The 15,067-nt window shown below is 72.5% G+C and carries 16 protein-coding genes; 12 read left to right on the top strand and 4 right to left on the bottom strand.

Annotated elements, in window-relative coordinates; genetic code table 11:
* Nucleotides 1–1,419: flagellar basal-body MS-ring/collar protein FliF (gene fliF / locus NON00_RS17455; protein WP_256023617.1), on the bottom strand; the 1,419-nt coding region annotated here is incomplete at its 3' end.
* A gap of 246 nt (nt 1,420–1,665) precedes the next feature.
* On the opposite strand from fliF, the gene fliL reads away from it, so the two are divergent.
* Genes fliL through NON00_RS17435 form a run of 4 tightly spaced genes read left to right on the top strand, consistent with a single transcriptional unit; the run spans nt 1,666 to nt 4,990 of the window.
* Nucleotides 1,666–2,205: a flagellar basal body-associated protein FliL gene (fliL, locus tag NON00_RS17450; RefSeq protein ID WP_256023614.1), complete on the top strand. Its 540-nt coding sequence runs from the start codon at nt 1,666–1,668 to the stop codon at nt 2,203–2,205.
* A 2-nt stretch (nt 2,206–2,207) separates the two neighbouring features.
* Nucleotides 2,208–3,278 carry a FliM/FliN family flagellar motor switch protein gene (locus NON00_RS17445; RefSeq protein ID WP_256023612.1) on the top strand — a complete coding sequence of 357 codons (1,071 nt, stop codon included), beginning with the start codon at nt 2,208–2,210 and terminating at the stop codon, nt 3,276–3,278.
* Nucleotides 3,279–3,291: 13 nt separating this feature from the next.
* Nucleotides 3,292–4,290, top strand: coding sequence for a hypothetical protein (locus NON00_RS17440; RefSeq protein ID WP_256023609.1), 999 nt, complete (start codon nt 3,292–3,294; stop codon nt 4,288–4,290).
* Between the two features lie 16 nt (nt 4,291–4,306).
* The gene (locus NON00_RS17435; RefSeq protein ID WP_256023607.1) at nt 4,307–4,990 is read left to right on the top strand and encodes a MotE family protein; all 684 of its coding nucleotides are present in this window, start codon (nt 4,307–4,309) and stop codon (nt 4,988–4,990) included.
* 127 nt (nt 4,991–5,117) lie between these two features.
* Here NON00_RS17435 and NON00_RS17430 read toward each other — a convergent pair whose 3' ends face one another.
* Entirely contained in the window at nt 5,118–5,786 is a 669-nt protein-coding gene (locus NON00_RS17430) for a hypothetical protein (protein WP_256023604.1), read from the bottom strand.
* A 115-nt stretch (nt 5,787–5,901) separates the two neighbouring features.
* Here NON00_RS17430 and NON00_RS17425 point away from each other — a divergent pair, with 115 nt between their 5' ends.
* On the top strand, nt 5,902–6,459 hold the full coding sequence (locus NON00_RS17425) for a hypothetical protein (RefSeq protein ID WP_256023602.1): 558 nt from the start codon (nt 5,902–5,904) through the stop codon (nt 6,457–6,459).
* A 54-nt stretch (nt 6,460–6,513) separates the two neighbouring features.
* Nucleotides 6,514–6,822: a hypothetical protein gene (locus NON00_RS17420; protein ID WP_256023599.1), complete on the top strand. Its 309-nt coding sequence runs from the start codon at nt 6,514–6,516 to the stop codon at nt 6,820–6,822.
* Nucleotides 6,823–6,894: 72 nt separating this feature from the next.
* Here NON00_RS17420 and NON00_RS17415 read toward each other — a convergent pair whose 3' ends face one another.
* Nucleotides 6,895–8,010 carry a hypothetical protein gene (locus tag NON00_RS17415; RefSeq protein WP_256023597.1) on the bottom strand — a complete coding sequence of 372 codons (1,116 nt, stop codon included), beginning with the start codon at nt 8,008–8,010 and terminating at the stop codon, nt 6,895–6,897.
* A 125-nt stretch (nt 8,011–8,135) separates the two neighbouring features.
* On the opposite strand from NON00_RS17415, the gene motA reads away from it, so the two are divergent.
* Genes motA through NON00_RS17385 form a run of 6 tightly spaced genes read left to right on the top strand, consistent with a single transcriptional unit; the run spans nt 8,136 to nt 14,423 of the window.
* Nucleotides 8,136–9,032, top strand: a complete 897-nt coding sequence (motA, locus tag NON00_RS17410) for a flagellar motor stator protein MotA (RefSeq protein ID WP_256023594.1) — start codon at nt 8,136–8,138, stop codon at nt 9,030–9,032.
* Nucleotides 9,033–9,038: 6 nt separating this feature from the next.
* The gene (locus NON00_RS17405; RefSeq protein WP_256023592.1) at nt 9,039–11,612 is read left to right on the top strand and encodes a hypothetical protein; all 2,574 of its coding nucleotides are present in this window, start codon (nt 9,039–9,041) and stop codon (nt 11,610–11,612) included.
* 1 nt (nt 11,613) lies between these two features.
* The gene (gene flgF, locus NON00_RS17400) at nt 11,614–12,372 is read left to right on the top strand and encodes a flagellar basal-body rod protein FlgF (protein ID WP_256023589.1); all 759 of its coding nucleotides are present in this window, start codon (nt 11,614–11,616) and stop codon (nt 12,370–12,372) included.
* 41 nt (nt 12,373–12,413) lie between these two features.
* Nucleotides 12,414–13,196 carry a flagellar basal-body rod protein FlgG gene (gene flgG / locus NON00_RS17395; protein ID WP_256023587.1) on the top strand — a complete coding sequence of 261 codons (783 nt, stop codon included), beginning with the start codon at nt 12,414–12,416 and terminating at the stop codon, nt 13,194–13,196.
* 11 nt (nt 13,197–13,207) lie between these two features.
* Complete coding sequence (gene flgA, locus NON00_RS17390; RefSeq protein WP_256023584.1) at nt 13,208–13,648, top strand: flagellar basal body P-ring formation chaperone FlgA; 441 nt, start codon at nt 13,208–13,210, stop codon at nt 13,646–13,648.
* A gap of 13 nt (nt 13,649–13,661) precedes the next feature.
* The gene (locus NON00_RS17385; RefSeq protein WP_256023582.1) at nt 13,662–14,423 is read left to right on the top strand and encodes a flagellar basal body L-ring protein FlgH; all 762 of its coding nucleotides are present in this window, start codon (nt 13,662–13,664) and stop codon (nt 14,421–14,423) included.
* Here NON00_RS17385 and NON00_RS17380 read toward each other — a convergent pair.
* Nucleotides 14,417–14,968 carry a hypothetical protein gene (locus tag NON00_RS17380; protein ID WP_256023579.1) on the bottom strand — a complete coding sequence of 184 codons (552 nt, stop codon included), beginning with the start codon at nt 14,966–14,968 and terminating at the stop codon, nt 14,417–14,419. The two genes, NON00_RS17385 and NON00_RS17380, sit on opposite strands and share 7 nt — an antisense overlap.
* Nucleotides 14,969–15,067: the final 99 nt, after the last annotated feature.

The following is a 15,067-nucleotide window of genomic DNA, read 5'->3' as shown; positions in this document are numbered from 1 at the left end:
TGCCATCACCCCGGCGGCGGCCTCGGCGGCCAGGCGCTGCTGGCGGCGGCGCATCAGGATCAGCCCGGCCCCGGCGCCGACCACCATCACCCCGCCCACCACGGCCCACTGGAGGCCATTCAGCCCCAGCGTGGTCTGCTGGTCGGCGGAAGCCAGGGTGCCCAGCCCCTCATCCGGCAGGAAGCGCAGGGTATCGACGGTGACGGTATCGCCACGCTGCTGGTTGAAGCCGACGGCCGAGCGCACCAGCGCGGCCAGCCGGTCCAGCTCCTCCTTCGGGCGCGGCTGGGTGTTGCCCTCCGCATCCGCCACGCCATCGACCACGACGGCGACGCTGACGCGCTTGACCGTGCCCGGCTCGCGCACCGTCTCCTCGACCTTCGAGGAGATCTCGAAATTGACCGTCTCGTTGTTGCGCTGGCTGGAGCTGCTGCTGCGCTGGGAATTCTGGTTGGCCTGCTGGTTGGGCAGGTTCTGCCCCACCGTCACCGGCGCCTGGCCGCGGCCATCCTCGCTGTTCTCCTGCTCCGTCTGCACCTGGCGGCCGCGCTCGACCTGGCCCAGCGGGTCATAGGTCTCGGCCCGCGCCACGGTGCGCGCGCCCTCGACCTCGACGGAGGCGACGGCGCGCACCTTGCCGCGGCCGACGAGCGGCTCCAGCAGGTCGAGCACCGCCTTCTGCATGGCCTGCTCATGCGCCATGCGAATTTCGCCCAGACGGCCGGCGGCGGCGCCCATGCCGCCATCAGCGGCGAGCACCACGCCATTGCCGTCCATCACCGAGACATCCTCCTGCCGCAGGCGCGGCACGGCGCCGGCGACGAGCAGGCGGATGGCCGAGGCCTGGGCGGAGCCGAGCCGCTGGCCGGCCGTGGTCGTGACGGTGACGGAGGCGGTGGGCTGCGGCGCATCGCGCGAAAAACTCTCACGCTCCGGCAGCACGATATGGACGCGCGCGGCGCGCACGCCCTGCATGGTCAGGATGGTGCGGGCCAGCTCCCCCTCCAGCGCGCGCAGGCGCTGCACGCGCTGCATGAAGGAGGTCATCTGCATCGGGCTGGTCTGGTCGAGCAGCTCGTAGCCGGCGCCACCCTGGCGCGGCAGCCCCTCGGAGGCGAGCTGCATGCGCAGCCGCGCCACCTGGTCGGAGGGCACCAGGATGGTGCCATCGCCCCGCGCCTCGACCGGAATCTTCAATTCCTCCAGCCGCGTGGTGATGCGGCCGGCCTCGGCCGGCTCCAGCCCGGCATAGAGCAGGCCGGTGGGGGTATTGGCCGAGCGCGCGACCATCACCACGGCCACCAGCGCCGCCAGCCCCACCACGGCGAGCCCGATCAGTTTCGCAGGACCGAGGCGTGCCAGGCTGCCGCCCAGCCCGCCGAGATCGAAACCAGGTCCTAGGGTCCGTACTTGCTGCATCGACCTTCTATCGCCCCATGCTGGCTTATGCCTGTCGCGGCTTCGGGCACCCCGGCGCGGTCACGCCGGGGCAGGCCCCTGGCACCCAGACCCTGTCCCTCCCGCGCGCCACGCTGGCGGCTTCCCGCCTGCGAGACTTCGACCCCCGGTTGTTTTTAGCGTGGCATGCGAGAACGCGTCGGTTTATATCTGCCGGCACTCCGCTTGTCGCGCGAAAAATCGCCAGTGCCGGGAGATCTGCCGCCCATGCCCTCGCCCCCCGCGGACAAATCCGCCAACCCCTCGGAAAAGCCAGCCAAGAAGAAGGGCGGGTCCAAGCGTCTGCTGATCCTGCTGCTGCCGCTCGTCCTGCTGGGCGGCGGCGGGGCGGGCGCCTGGTTCTTCGTCCCCGCCGTGCAGACGATGGTCCAGGGCCTGCTCGGGGCCAAACCGGCCGAGGAAGGGGAGCAGGCCGCCGCCGGCGCCCCCAACGCGCCGCCGGGCAAGCCCAGCTTCGTCGAATTCCCGGAGATGACGCTGTCCCTGCCCAATGGCGGGCGGCCGCGCCAGCTGCGGCTCAAGATCGCGGTCGAGGTGGCCGGCGACCCCACAGCCGTCCAGCCCGACCTGCTGAGCCCGCGCGTCTATGACAGCCTCGTCCTCTACCTGCGCACGCTGCGCGAGGGGGAGATGGAGGGCGCGCTGGCGATGGACCGGCTGCGCGGCGACCTGCACCGGCGGCTCGACCTCGTGCTCGGCCCGGGCAAGGTGCGCGACGTCCTGATCACCGGCTTCGTGGTGGCCTGAGCATGAGCGGAACCGAGAACAACGAGGATCCGGCGCCCGAGGGCGCGGGCGGTGAACCGGATCCGATGGCCGATTGGGGCGCCACCGGCGTCGCCATGGGCCAGGGGGATATCGACGACCTGTTCGGCGGCCCCGAGGGCCCGGCCGAGCCGGAAGCCCCCAAGCGCGGCCTGGAAGCCCTGGTCGGCGGCGCGGTGCGCTACGAAAAACTGCCGATGCTGGACATCGTGGTGGACCGCCTGGCCCGCCTGATGACCAGCTCGTCCCGCAAATTCACCGCCGACAACGCGGATGTGGTGATCGACCGCACCCGCCCCGTGCGCGTCGGCGCCTTCCTCGACACCATCACCCTGCCGGCGCTGATCGGCATCATCCGCATCGAGGAATGGGATGGCTACTGCCTCGCCGCCCTCGATTCGCGGCTGATCGGCTCGATCGTGGACATCCTGCTCGGCGGCCGGCGCAACGCGCTGCAGCCGATCGAGGGGCGGCCCTATACGCCGATCGAGCGCACCTTCGTCGAGAAATTCGTCTCGGTCGTCACCAACGACCTGAGCCGCGCCTTCGAGGCCGTCTCGCCGGCCAGCTTCCGGCTGGAGCGCTTCGAGATCACGCCGAGCTACGCGCTGATCACCAAGCCCACCGCCTCGGCGCTGACCTTCCGGGCCGAGATCACCATGGAAGGGCGCGGCGGCTATATCGACTTCCTGATCCCCTACGCCTCGCTCGAGCCGGTGCGCGACCTGCTGAGCCAGGAGGTGCTGGGCAAGAAATCCGGCGGCGACACCATCTGGCGCAGCCACCTGGCCGAAGAGCTGCCGCGCGCCTCGCTCGAGCTGACCGCCGTGATCGAGAGCCGCACCGTGCCCTTCTCCGAGGTGGCGGCGTGGCAGGTCGGCTCCGTCTTCGTGCTGGACAAGCGGCAGGAGGACACGATCGATGTCTTCTGCCAGGGCCTGATGGTCTGCCGCGCCACCATCGCCACCAAGGATGACCGGGTGGTGCTGCGGGTCGAGGAGACCGTGATCGAGAAAAGCTGGCCCGGCGATTCGCCGCTCGGCCACGACGGATGAGGGAGAATCCCCCATGACACTCACCCAGGTCCTCGATGCCTCGGCACTGATCGTGCTGGGCGGGCAGGCGGTCTGGATCGGCCTGCTCTATCGCCGCATGGGCCGGCTGCGCGCCGCCCTCGACAGCGCGGGACCGGTGATCGGCCAGCTCGACGAGGCGGCACGGCGGCTCGATGCCTCGGCCGGCGGCATCGTGCAGAAGGTGAAGGAGGGCATCTCCGAGGTGGACAGCAAGATCGGCGCCTGCCGCAAGCTGGCGCAGGATCTGAACTCCGCCTCCCGCCAGGCGGAGGAGGTGGCCACCCGGCTGGATCAGGCGTTGCGCCAGAACCGCAAGCTGCAGCAGGCCCGCGCCGCCGCCCCGCCGCGCGAGATCGTCGAGCCGCTGGGGCTGGCGGACCGCCTCTCCTCCGGCCGCGCCGCCGCCCCGGCCCTGCCCCTGCTGGCCGAGCCCGCGCACGACCCGATGGCCGAGGCCCTGCCGACGCTGCGTGAGACCTTCCCGCGCGAGCCATCACGGCGCGACCCGGGGCTGCGCATGGCCCCCGAAATCTCCCATCGGGACCTCTCCCACCGGGAGATGTCTCACCGGGAGATGCCCCACCGCGAGAGCGCCTATCGCGAGCCACCGCCCCGCGACCTGCCCCCCCGCGCGCTGGCACAGGAGGATGACCCCCTCCCCTCGCCCCTGGCCGAGCGCCTGCGCGCCAGCCTGCCCAACCGCCTGCCCGAGCGCGCGGAGCGGGTGGCGGAGGAACGGCCGCGCCCGCTGCCGCCCCTGGCGCCAGCCGCCCCCCCCATGGCCACTCCCGCGGTGAGCGCCGAGGCCCCGGCCCTGCCGGCGGCCTTCGCCCCGGCCCCCGCGCCCCTGCCGGAGCCGCCCGCCTTCCCGCCGCCCGCCACCCTGACCGAGCCGCCGCTTGGCAGCGTGCTGGCGGCGGAACTGCTCTTCGCCGGCCGGGCCGCCGCCCAGGCGCCGGACCAGCGCACCATTCGCGTCAAGCTCGACTGAGACCTGGAAGAACACCATGACCCAGCCGTCCCCCCTGGTCGCCGCCGCACCGCGGCGCAGCCTGTTCGGCCCCCGGCTTGGCTTGCCGCTGATGGCCCTCGCCCTGGCGGCCCTGCTGCCGGGCCGCGTCAGCGGGGTGTGGGAGAGCGCGCAGGCCCTGGCGCAGCAGCCGCTGCGCCCGCCGCCGGCACCCCCCGCCCTGGCCCTGCGGGAGGGCGTGGTGGTGACGCCGCAGGTCTCCGCCACCCTGGCCGCGCCCGTGCGCACCAACCCGCTGGGCGATGACCGCCCGGGCGAGGGCCGCCTGCTGGCCGAGGTGACGCGCCGCCAGGCCGAGATCGAGCGCCGCGAGCGCGCGCTGGAGGTGCGCGAGGCGCGCCTGCAGGCCGCCGAGACCATGGCGCGCAGCCAGCTCGCCGAACTCGCCCGCCTGCGGGACGAGGTGGAGAAGCTGGTGGTCAGGGAGAGCACCGCCGCGGAGTCCGATATCGACGCGCTGGTCTCGCTCTACGTCAACATGCGCCCGCAGCAGGCGGCGAAGGTGCTGGAGCGGCTGGAAGCGCCGCGCGCCGCGGTGATCCTGCTGAAGATCCCCGACCGGCAGGCCGGCCCGATCCTGGCCCAGATGGAACCGCCCGCCGCGCTGGCGGTGACGCAGGAAATCGCCGGCCGGCGCGAGGCCTTCCGCCCCACCAACTGAAAACGGCGCCCCGTGGGGGCGCCGTCTTTGTCTTGCCTGAAGGCGGGGTCCCCAGAACAACCGGGGGTGGCCCTGCCACCCCGGCGGAAGGGTCCAGGGAAGGCGGCGCCTTCCCTGGCCGCGCGTGTCAGCCGCGCACCGTCGTGCACTGCGCCAGCAGCCGGTCCGCCAGCTGCGCCGAGATCGGGTGGAACCCATCCTGATCCTGCAGCGCATACCCCCCCTCGGCCAGCGCCGTCATGCGGCTGCGCGCCGTGGGCAGGGGGAACTCCATATCGCATTCCAGCAGCTCGGCCGCCTCGCGCAGGCTGCTATCGCCCGAGCGCACCAGCCCCTGCTGCGCGAAGAGGCGGCGGGAGAGGTTCAGCACCGCATCCAGCGTGGCGGCCTGCGCCAGGGGGACGGATTCCTCCGGCAGGTCGGCGCGGCGCAGTTCCATGCGCCAGGGCAGGTCCTCCGGCCCGCTGCGGAGCAGGCCCAGGCACCATTCCCCCCGGCGGGCGCACCAGCTCATGGGCGCGGTGGTGGCGAAGCGCAGCACGCCATCCATGGTGGGGGCCATGTCCATCGGCCGGTTCAGCTCCAGCCGCAGATCGCCGAGGCCCAGGCGGCCGGGGCGGCCGCGCCAGGCCATCCAGGCGGCGGCACCGGCGGCCAGGGCCAGGCCCCCGGCCATGGCCCAGTCGAGCGGCGGGGTCAGCCCTTCCATCAGGCCAGCCCCCAGGGCGGCCCCGGCGAGGCCGATCACGCCGGCGGTCTGAAGCAGGGCATGGCGGCGCCAGGGCGCGGAGGGCATCGGGTTTCTCCACCAGCAGGGTTGTTGCCAGTCTGCGATTTCATTCCATTATTTTTCGCAAAAAAGCCCCCGAGGGCCGTTCCGCACCCTCCGCATTTCATGCGAAATTTCACAAATGCGCGACCCCGCCCCGCCCTCCCCCCTGCCGGTGCTGACCGACCCCGCCCTGCCGGAAGCCGGGGCCTGGGTGGCCCTGCCGCTGGCCATGCTGCGCCGCCTGCCGGCGGTGCGGCAGGGCGGGCGGGTGGATTATCTCGGCCTGCCGGAGCAGCTCGCCGCCCAGTGCCAGCCGCCGCCGCGCATGACGCTGAGCCTCGCCTATGTGCCGGCCGGGGCGCTGCCGGCCACGCTGGGCCACCCCCTCGCCGCGCCGGCGGTGACGGTGAACCTGCCGGGCTGCATCCGCCGCCTGCTCGCCCTGCCGCCGCTGGAGGCGCGGGTGGTGCGCTTCGGCTTCCTCGGCGCCCGGCTGACGCTGCTGGACGGGCAGGAGGGCCAGGTGGTCGGCACCCTGCACCAGGGCCGCCCGGCCGCGCTGCGCATCGCCCTGGGGAATGCCATGGGAAATGCGATGGGGGATGCGCTGCTGGACCTGCCGCTGCATGCCTTCGCCCACCGCGTGCGCCATTGGGAAGGCCCGCCAGGGCCGGTTCGCAGTGAAGATGGCACTTGAACTTCGCATGCGAAAAACAGAAGATTGCTCACCCGCCCGCACCGGAGAGCCGCCATGCTGACCGCCACCCCCAGCGCCCCGCCGCCCGATTGGGAGGCCCACGCCGCCGCCCTGCTCGACCGCGCCGCGGCCCTCGGGCGGCGCGATGGCCTGGAAGGGATCGAGGATGTGCCAGACTGGCCGGAAGCCGAGCTGCTGCGCCCCCTGCCCCTCGCCGGCAAGCCGCCACGCCTGCTGCTGCTCGCGCTGCGCCACTGCTACGTCGCCGGGCACCGGCATGGCAGCGACGTCCGGCGCGAGAATGACCGGCGCGCGGCGCCGGAGCGGGGCGGCGCCATCGCCCGGGAAAGCGTTCTTTTTTGAAAAAAAGAACCAAAAAACTTTTGCCGGCTGGCGGCCCGCCTCAGGGATGAGGCGGGCCGCCGCCGTTCAGGGTCAGAGCGGAGTGCTGGAGGTATAGGCGCGCCGCGCCTCGGCCGCGCTCGCCGCCAGGGCCGCAGCCTGCGCCGCCGCCTGCGCCTCAATCAGGATGTCGTCAGCGGCAGCGGGGAGGGCGGGGGCTGTGGCGGCGCTGGTGGTGGTGGCGCTGGACTGCTCGCGCAGCGCGCTCAGCACCGTGCCGGGGAGGGAGGCACTGTCCTCGTCGCGGCCACGGGCGGCGGCGGCGCGGGTCATGCGGTTGAACACCTCCACCAGGGTGGAGACCATGCTCTGTTCCTGCGGATGCGAAATCCGCGCGGGGCTGCCGCTGCCCCACCAGCGCGGCTCCTCGCTCGCCACGGCGGTGCCGGCCTTCGGGGCCTGGGCCGTTGGCTTGAAGTCCACCGGGCCGGCCGGCGCGGCGAGGCCGAGCTGGGAATAGACCTGGCTGATCCGCCCGCGCAGCTTGTCGATCACCTGCTGCACCGAGAGCGGCGCGCCATCGGCCCCGCGGAAGATGGAGGGGTTGGCGCGCGCCGCATCGGGCAGGATGTCGCTCGCCGCGCGGCCCGGGTCGTTGACCGAGGCGCGCAGGAACTCCGTCGCCCCGCGCAGGCCGAGGAAGTGGCCGAGATAAAGCTCCGTCGCATCGGGCGCGCGGCCGCCAAGCGGGGCGCGCAGCGCCTCGGAGAGGTCCTTCAGGTGCTCGGCGCCGAGCCTGGCGGAAATCTCCGGATCGTCGCGCAGGGCGAGGATGCGGGAGCGCATCGCGGGGTCGGAGACGGTCAGGCGGCTGCCATCGCGGACAATCGCGGCGGCCTCCTGCGTCAGCCCATGCGCCGCGCCATGCTCCTGCACGACGCCGAGCCAGGTCTGGTCGATGAACTGGAACAGGCCGCGGGCGGAGGAGGTGCTGGCCTGGGCATCGCTGCGGAAGCCGCTTTCCATCGCCGCCTTGGCGGCCAGCACCTCGAAGCCGAGGCCGGTGGCCTTGGCGGCGCTGCGCAGCGCGCCCGCGACCTGCGCATCGACCTTGTAGCGGCCCAGCGCCTCGGTGCGCGGGGTGGCGGCGGAGGCGCTGCCCTGCGTGACCTTGTCCAGGGCCTGGGCGATGCCGGTGGGAAGGGGCATGGGCGTTCCTTTCTGTGGCGCTGATGCGAAAAATGCTCATAGCATGGAAAGATGCGAAATGATAAGAGCGTTGCGCCGGCCAGATTCTGGCCCGACCGTCGCAACATGCGGGGCCGTCCCATTCGATGATCCAGATCGCCGGAATCCTTGGAGTGTTCGTCGCCGTCTTCGGCGGCTACCTGATCGCAGGCGGCAAGATGGGCGTGATCCTCCACGCCGTCGGGCCGGAAATGATGATCATCGGCGGCAGCGGCTTCATGACGCTGCTGATCGGCGGTGATGCGGCCCTTGTCGGCAAGACGCTGAAGGGCTTTGGCAAGGCCTTCAAAGGCTCCAGCTGGAACCGCAAGGATTTCAGCGACCTTCTGTGCCTGCTCTACCTGCTGCTGCGCACGCACCAGAAGGAGGGCGCGGCCAAGCTCGAGAAGCATATCGAGAAGCCGGAAAGCTCGCCGATCTTCAACCGCTACGGGCGGCTGACGAAGGACGCGGCGCTGCGCAACCTGATCTGCGACACGCTGCGCACCATCACGCTGAACAACAAGGACCCGCACCGGGTCGGCGAGATGATGGAAACCACCATCGAGAAACGCCACCACGAGAACATCAAGCCGGCCAAGTCGATCCAGACGATGGCGGACGCCTTCCCGGCGCTCGGCATCGTCGCCGCCGTGCTCGGCGTGATCAAGGCGATGGGCGCGATCAGCGAGAGCCCGGAAGTGCTGGGCCGCATGATCGGCTCGGCGCTGGTGGGCACCTTCCTCGGCGTCTTCCTCTCCTACGGCCTGGTGGGGCCGATCGCCGGCCGCCTCAAGATGATCCTCGAGGAGGAGCGGAAGATGCTGGACGTCACCCGCGCGGTGATCACCAGCTATCTGGAAAACCTCTCGCCGCAGATCTGCGTCGAGGTCGGGCGGCAATCCGTCCCCTCCAAGCTGCAGCCGAGCTTCGACCAGATGGAAGAACAGCTGCGGGAGGCCGGGCGGATGAAGACCGACGGCTCCGAGGGCGGCGGGGAGTAAGCGCGGATGCGCCCCACCCTGCGCCGCGCCCTGCGTCATACGGGGCTGGTGCTGCCGCCGCTGGCTCTGCTGGCCCTGGCCAGCCTGCCCCCCGCCGCAGCGCAGCAGCCGGCCCCCCCGGCTGCCGCCGCCAATGCGGCCACCGATGCGACGGCCACCGCGCCGGCCCCCATGCCGGCCACCGCCGCCACGGCGGAGCCGGTGCGCGTGCGCAGCGGGCAGCACCCCGATCGCGGGCGGGTGGCGCTCAACCTGGGGGGCGCGATCCCGCCCTATACGCTGCGCCGCGTCGGCAACGACTATGAGGTGCGGCTGCGCGGCGCCTACCGGATGGACCTGTCCGGCCTGCGCCGCCTCACCGAGCTGAACGGCGCCGAGATGCGCCAGGAGGGGGAGGACACCGTCCTTCTCCTGCGCACCAATTGCGATTGCACGGCCGAGGCCGGCAGCAGCGGCGGGGCGATCTTCATCGACCTCAAGCGCGCCCCCGGCGCGCCGCCGCCCGCCCAGAACCCGAATCAGAACCAGCAGAACACGCCGCCGGCCGGCCGTGCCGCCAGCCCCGCGCCCCCACCGGCCCCGGCGGCCCGCAACGCCGCCCCCGCCGGCAATGCGGCGCAGATCACCGAGGCCCGGCGCAAGCTGCTGGACGATGCCGTCCGCCTCGGGCTGATGAGCCAGGAGCAGGCCAGCACCCTGCTGCGCCAGGCTCCGCCGCCCGCGCCCCCCGCCCCCGCCGGCGGGCGCAACGCCGCCACGCCCCCGCGCGACGACCTCGCCGAGCTGCGCGAGGCCATGCTGAGCCGCCTCGCCCTACTGAACGGCGCCCCGGCGCCCGCCCCCACCCCCGCCCCGGCGGCCAATGGCGCGGGCAATGGCAATGGCGCGCCGGTGCCGAACCCGCGCTTCGCGACCCCCGCCAGCGCGCCGCAGAAGCCGCCCTGCATGGGCCCGCCCTTCACCCTCAACAACTGGGCGGGCGAGCAGAGCTTCACCGAGGAGGTGGCGCGCCGCCGCGCCGCCCTCGCCCTCTCCGACCAGGGCAGCGCCGAAATGGCCGCCCTGGCCGAGTTCTATGCCGCCCATGAGCTGACGCGGGAGGCGCTCGACGTGCTCTCCGTGCCACTGGTTGAGGCACCGCCGCCCGCCGTGCTGCTGCGCCTGCAGCGCGCGCGCGATGTCGCCCGGCTGCTGGCGCGGCAGAAGATCGAGCCCACCTCGCCCCTGCTGGCCGAGATGCCGGATTGCACCCGCCCCGACCTCTCCCTCTGGCGCGGCCTCGCCTCGGCGGTGGAGGCGGATCCCACCACCCTCTCCCGCCTCGCGCCGCAGATCCGCGCCACGCTGCGCGACGTGCCACTGAACATGCGCATGGCCTTCATCGGCGTCATGGCCGAGGCGGTGGAGGAGGATGCGGAAACGCTGCGCACCCTCGTCGCCCCCATCCGCACCGCGAGCGACCTGCGGCCGGACCAGCAGATCCTGCGCAGCTGGCTGCTGGCGCGGCTGGCGCGGCTGGAGGGCAACCGCGCCGATGAGGTGATGCATCTGGAGCGCGCCGCCACGGCCGGGCGCACCCTGCCCGCCCTGCAGGCGCAGGTCCGGCTGGCCGCGCTCAACCTGACCCGCCCCGGCGCCGAGGGCCAGCGCGCCGAACTGGCGCTGATGGATTTCAGCCGCACCTACCGCCAGGACCCGCTCGGCGAGGAGGCGGCCATGCTCTATGGCCAGCGCCTGCTGGAACGTGGCGAGCTGACCAAGGCCCTGGCCGTGGCCGATACCGCCAGCCAGGCCAGCCAGACCGGCCAGCGCCCGAGCACCGAGAGCCGTGGCGCGCGGCTGGCGGCGCAGGCGCTGCGCCTGCTGCTGGTCGATGCCAAGGGCCTCTCCCTGCCCCCGCCGGGGGAGCGCCTGGCGCTCTACTGGCAGTATGAGGGCTATGCCACCCCCGGCGAGCGGGGCGATGATATCCGCCAGGGCGCGGCCCGGCTGATGCTGGAGCAGGGCCTGGCCGATGCCGCGCTGGAGACGGTGCGCGCCTTCGCCCCCACCACGGCGCAGCAGCCCGCCGGCGCCCTGCTGGTGGCCCGCGCCGAGGCCGCCGCCAACCAGGGCGACCCGCAGCGCGCCCTCGCCCTGCTGCGCCAGCTGCCACCCGGCGACGCGGTGAAGCGCGCGGCCAGCAGCGCCCTCTCGCGCATGGGCATGCCACTCGAAGCCGCGCAGGAGCTGACGGGCCTGCGCGAGCTGGCGGACCGCATGCTGCGCGCCGGGCTGCTCTTCCAGGCCCAGGCCTGGCCGGAAGCCGCCAGCGCCTATGCCGAATTGCTGCGGGACCCCGCACTGGACGCCACGGCGCGCGCCGAGGCGACGGCGCGGCTGGCCTCGGCCTCCGCCCTGGCGCGCCAGCGCCCGGGCGTGCCGAGCGAGCTGCTCGCCCCCGAGAGCAGCGCCGCGGCGCTGCTGCAACTCTCGGCCAACCCGCAGGTGCCGGGCGAGCGTGGCGTGCCGGCGCTGCGCTCCGCCATCAACCGGAGCCGGCAGATCGAGCAACTGCTGCCAGAGGCAGGGAAGAACTGACATGGACAGCCCCAGCATCGTCGGCCTCTCCGGCCAGCTCGCGCTGCGGCAACAGCTGGATGTGGTGGCCAACAACCTCGCCAACGCCAACACCAACGGCTACCGCGGCGACCGCACCCTGTTCCAGACCTACGTCAACAAGCTGAACGTGCCAGGGCGCGAGATCGCCTTCGTGCAGGACCGCGCCACCTATATCGAGAACCGCCAGGGCGCGATCTCCTCCACCGGCAACCCGCTCGACCTCGCCATCGATGGCGAGGCCTTCTTCGCCGTGCAGCGCCCGGGTGGCCAGCCGGGCTATACGCGCGACGGGCGCTTCAAGGTCAGCCCCGAGGGCACGCTGGTGGACGGCCAGGGCCGCGCCGTGCTCGGCGAGGGCGGCGCACCCATCCGCTTCCCCGACCGCGTCACCGCCGTCGAGATCCGCGCCAACGGCAATATCCTCGTCACCAATGAGGGGCGGGTGGAGCAGGCCGGGCGCGTCGCCGTCTATTCCGGCGGCGACATGCGCGGGCTGCGCAAGGCCGGTGACGGGCTCTTCGATTTTCCGGCCAACACCGCGCAGCCGGTGGACCTCGACTCCCCCGACAACCGCGTGCGCCTGGTGCAGGGCTCGCTCGAGGCCTCGACCGTTCAGCCGGTGACGGAGCTGGCCAACCTCACCCTGCTGCAACGCTCCTATGAGGGCATACAGCGCATCATCGCCGACGATGACAGCCGCATCCGCCGCCTGATCGAGACGCTGGGGCGTCCGAACTGAAACCCATGATGAGCCAGCACGGCTTCTGAAGGACACGACCCATGCGCGCCATGAACATCGCCGCGACGGGCATGCAGGCCCAGCAGACCAATGTCGAGGTCATCGCCCACAACATCGCCAACGTCTCCACCACCGCCTTCACCCGGCGCAAGGCGGAGTTCCAGGACCTGATCTACCAGTCCGCCGAGCGCGTCGGCTCATCCTCCTCCGAGACGGGCACGCTGCTGCCGGTGGGCACGCAGGTGGGCCTTGGCGTGCGCGGCTCGGCCATCAACCGCATCACGCTCCAGGGCACGCTGGGGGAGACGGGCAACCGCTACGACCTCGCCCTTGAGGGGCGTGGCTATTTCGGCATCGACCTGCCGGACGGCACCACCGCCTATACCCGCGATGGCAGCTTCAAACTCTCGCAGGAAGGCCAGCTCGTCACCACCGAGGGCTATCCGGTGCAGCCGGCCATCACCATCCCGATCGACGCCAAGGAAGTCACCGTCAACCAGGCGGGTGAGGTGCTGGTGACCCAGGCCAATGGCCAGCAGCAGAATGTCGGCCGCCTGCAGCTCTATCTCTTCCCCAACGAGGCGGGGCTGGAGGCCATCGGCGGCAACAAGTTCCTGGAGACGGAAGGCTCCGGCCAGCCCAACCAGGGCCTGCCCTCCGATGCTGGCTACGCCAAGGTGCGGCAGGGCTATCTTGAGGCCTCCAACGTCAATGTCGTGCAGGAGATCACCTCGCTGATCGCCGCGCAGCGCGCCTACGAAATGAATTCGAAGGTGATCGAGGCGACGGACCAGATGCTGCAGACCGCCAACAACGTGCGCTGAGGGCAGGGCGGATGCTCAGGCTGCGCACCCTGCTCGCCACGGCGCTGCTGCTGGCCGGGCCGGCGGCGGCGCGCGAGGTCTGGCACGCCACCCGCTCCCTCTCGCCCGGCGACATCCTGCGGCCCGAGGATATCGAGCCGCAGACGCCGCGCCGCGAGCAGCCCGGCATGGTCAGCGCGGAGCGCGACATCGTGGGCATGGAGGTCAAGCGCCGCGTGCGCGGCCTGGTCGCGCTGAGCGAGCGTGACATTGGTGAGCGCGCGGCCGTGCGCTCCACCCAGATGATCCGCGTCTTCTGGAAGCGCGAGGGCATGACGCTGGAACTGGAGGGCCGCGCCATGGAATCCGGCGCGGTCGGCGAGGAGATCCGGGTGCACAACCCGCAGAGCGGGCGCACCATCCGCGCCATGGTCGTGGCCGATGGCACGGCCGAGGTGCGCGGCGCGCCATGAGAGGAAGACGAACATGACCGCCGGCCGTTCCGCCCTGCGCATCGCCCGCCGCACCCTGCTGCTGGGCCTGCTGCCGCTCGGCCTCGGTGCCTGCGACAGCTGGGGGCATTTCCAGAAGCCGCCGCCGATCTCGCAACCCGGCTCCATCGAGGGCATCCCGCCCACGCCGGAGGCGGATACGCCGCTCGATGCCGCCTCGCGCCCGCGCATGGGCAATAGCGGGCCGACGATGATGGGCTCGCTCTGGCGCCCGGGCGCGCGCACCTTCTTCCGCGACCAGCGCGCCCGCACCGTGGGCGACCTGCTGACCGTCGAGATCGACCTCGACGACAGCGCCCAGCTCGACAACAAGACCGAGCTGGAGCGCGAGGCCTCGCAGACCTTCAAGGTGCCCTCGCTCTTCGGCCTGGTCGGGCAGATGTTCGGCGGCAACAACGACCCCGCCTTCGAGATGGGCGGCGAGTCCACCGCCAATGGCACCGGCAAGATCCGCCGCACGGAGAAGATCCGCCTCCAGGTCGCCGCCACGGTGGTGCGCGTGCTGCCGAGCGGCAATCTGGAGATCGCCGGCTCGCAGGAAATCCGCGTCAACAACGAGCTGCGCGAATTGCAGCTGCGCGGCCTGATCCGGCCCGAGGATGTGCGGCCCAATAACCGCATCGCGGCCGAGAAGATCGCCGAGGCGCGGATTGCCTATGGCGGCCGCGGCGTGTCGAGCGACCTGCAGCGCCCGCGCTGGGGCCAGCAGCTGATGGAACGCGTCATGCCCTATTGAGGGCGCTCGGCCAGCAGCGCCGCGCGCAGGGCCTCGGCCACCTCCGGCCCCAGCCCCGCCGCCAGCAGGCGGGGCGGGTCCGGCGGCGCCAGATCGGCCCAGAGGCGGGTTTCCGCCGCGTGCTGCCGCGCCGCGATGCGCGCGGCCAGCGCGTGCATCCCCGGCGCCGTGGCGGCATGGCGGCCGGGCTCCGGCTGCTCCAGGCGCAGCGCCCGCACGGCGCTCCAGGGCAGGCGCTCGCCCTCAGGCAGGGCCAGCCCGGCGGCATCGGCCAGCAGGCGGCGCGGCGCGCGCCCCTGGCGCGAGCGGCGCAGGGCCAGCAGGGCCAGCACCGTCACCGCCAGCCCCGCCAGGGCCGCCCCCAGCGACACCACGTCATGCCGGCGCGGGTCGATGAGGACCGCCAGCACCGGCAGGCCGAACAACCCCACCAGCAGCAGCGCCGCCGCCTGGAACCCCCGCGAGGGGCGGGCGGGGCGGATGGTGAAGGCCACGCCCTCCGGCACGGCGCTGCGGGTGAAATGGCCCTGGTCCGGGGTGAACATGCCCGCCAGCTTAGGGCGGCGCGGTATCCGGCGCCACAGGGGCGAAAAGCCACAGGGGCGGAAAGGGAGGGATAGCCTGGCACGCCCCCTCCCCCCTGC

Source organism: Roseomonas sp. GC11, from assembly GCF_024437745.1.
In the GTDB taxonomy this organism is placed as follows: domain Bacteria; phylum Pseudomonadota; class Alphaproteobacteria; order Acetobacterales; family Acetobacteraceae; genus Pseudoroseomonas.
The sequence above is the reverse complement of the archived record's forward strand: the minus strand, read 5'-3'. Positions and strand labels throughout refer to the sequence as shown.

Coding starts and splice junctions, on each gene's coding strand:
- fliL (WP_256023614.1), top strand. CDS start 1,666: ATGCCCTCGCCCCCCGCGGACAAATCCGCCAACCCCTCGGAAAAGCCA.
- NON00_RS17445 (WP_256023612.1), top strand. CDS start 2,208: ATGAGCGGAACCGAGAACAACGAGGATCCGGCGCCCGAGGGCGCGGGC.
- NON00_RS17440 (WP_256023609.1), top strand. CDS start 3,292: ATGACACTCACCCAGGTCCTCGATGCCTCGGCACTGATCGTGCTGGGC.
- NON00_RS17435 (WP_256023607.1), top strand. CDS start 4,307: ATGACCCAGCCGTCCCCCCTGGTCGCCGCCGCACCGCGGCGCAGCCTG.
- NON00_RS17430 (WP_256023604.1), bottom strand. CDS start 5,786: ATGCCCTCCGCGCCCTGGCGCCGCCATGCCCTGCTTCAGACCGCCGGC.
- NON00_RS17425 (WP_256023602.1), top strand. CDS start 5,902: ATGCGCGACCCCGCCCCGCCCTCCCCCCTGCCGGTGCTGACCGACCCC.
- NON00_RS17420 (WP_256023599.1), top strand. CDS start 6,514: ATGCTGACCGCCACCCCCAGCGCCCCGCCGCCCGATTGGGAGGCCCAC.
- NON00_RS17415 (WP_256023597.1), bottom strand. CDS start 8,010: ATGCCCCTTCCCACCGGCATCGCCCAGGCCCTGGACAAGGTCACGCAG.
- motA (WP_256023594.1), top strand. CDS start 8,136: ATGATCCAGATCGCCGGAATCCTTGGAGTGTTCGTCGCCGTCTTCGGC.
- NON00_RS17405 (WP_256023592.1), top strand. CDS start 9,039: ATGCGCCCCACCCTGCGCCGCGCCCTGCGTCATACGGGGCTGGTGCTG.
- flgF (WP_256023589.1), top strand. CDS start 11,614: ATGGACAGCCCCAGCATCGTCGGCCTCTCCGGCCAGCTCGCGCTGCGG.
- flgG (WP_256023587.1), top strand. CDS start 12,414: ATGCGCGCCATGAACATCGCCGCGACGGGCATGCAGGCCCAGCAGACC.
- flgA (WP_256023584.1), top strand. CDS start 13,208: ATGCTCAGGCTGCGCACCCTGCTCGCCACGGCGCTGCTGCTGGCCGGG.
- NON00_RS17385 (WP_256023582.1), top strand. CDS start 13,662: ATGACCGCCGGCCGTTCCGCCCTGCGCATCGCCCGCCGCACCCTGCTG.
- NON00_RS17380 (WP_256023579.1), bottom strand. CDS start 14,968: ATGTTCACCCCGGACCAGGGCCATTTCACCCGCAGCGCCGTGCCGGAG.